Consider the following 836-nt stretch of genomic DNA (forward strand, 5'->3'; position numbering starts at 1 on the left):
AGAACTGGTTCGGCTACAGCGATCCAGCGATGGAGGAAGCGCTGTACGAAACCACGATCCTGCGCCAGTTTGCCGGGCTGCACCTGGAGCGCATCCCCGACGAAACCACCATTCTCAACTTCCGCCGCTTGCTGGAGAAACACGAGCTGGCGGCCGGCATCCTCGCTGTCATCAATGGCTCTGGGCGACCGCGGCCTGTCGCTGCGCCAGGGCACCATCGTCGATGCAACGCTGATCAATGCGCCCAGTTCGACCAAGAACAAGGACGGCAAGCGCGACCCGGAAATGCACCAGACCAAGAAGGGAAACCAGTATTATTTCGGCAGTGCGACCTGAAAGTCGCATGGGTTTCTGTTCCGCAGGTTAACGCCCGACGGAACCGACTGTTCCACCACTCGTTCCCTACCCAGACAGGCGTGGCCGGTAACAGCCGGGTCTGAAGCTCTGGGGACAATGTAACCGCCGATATTTCGGTAGGTCGAACCGCGAGGCCAGACTGAATCTGCCAGCATCAAGGCGGAGAGGCGCCAGGGATGAACAGGTACCCGCCAACTGCACGGGGGTGATGGTGCTCGCTTGGCGACTGGCTTCTTGCTGGAGGTTAGAGATTGCTTCGGCAATTGCCTTGGTCTGAGCCACATAGCTGCCGGATAGGTTGGCAATCACAATGCAGCAACGCGGTAACTCCAGAGCGGCGCTCATCAGGCAGCTGAGTGTGTAGGTGCTCACGGTAGCCAGCGTACCGCCGCCGATGACAGGGAAGGTGCGAATAAGCAGGTCATTTCTTCCCAAGCTGACTCGCTGATTAAAATTTCGCGGATCTGGGCCGATTTTTT

1 pseudogene is annotated in these 836 nt (G+C 58.6%); it reads left to right on the plus strand.

Annotation, left to right across the window (positions count from 1 at the left end):
- Positions 1-324: pseudogene (locus tag OGV50_RS00365) on the plus strand (transposase); the annotation flags it as partial.
- Positions 325-836: the final 512 nt, after the last annotated feature.

Source organism: Citrobacter sp. CK180 (assembly GCF_030333655.1).
Taxonomy (GTDB): Bacteria; Pseudomonadota; Gammaproteobacteria; order Enterobacterales; family Enterobacteriaceae; genus Citrobacter_B; species Citrobacter_B koseri.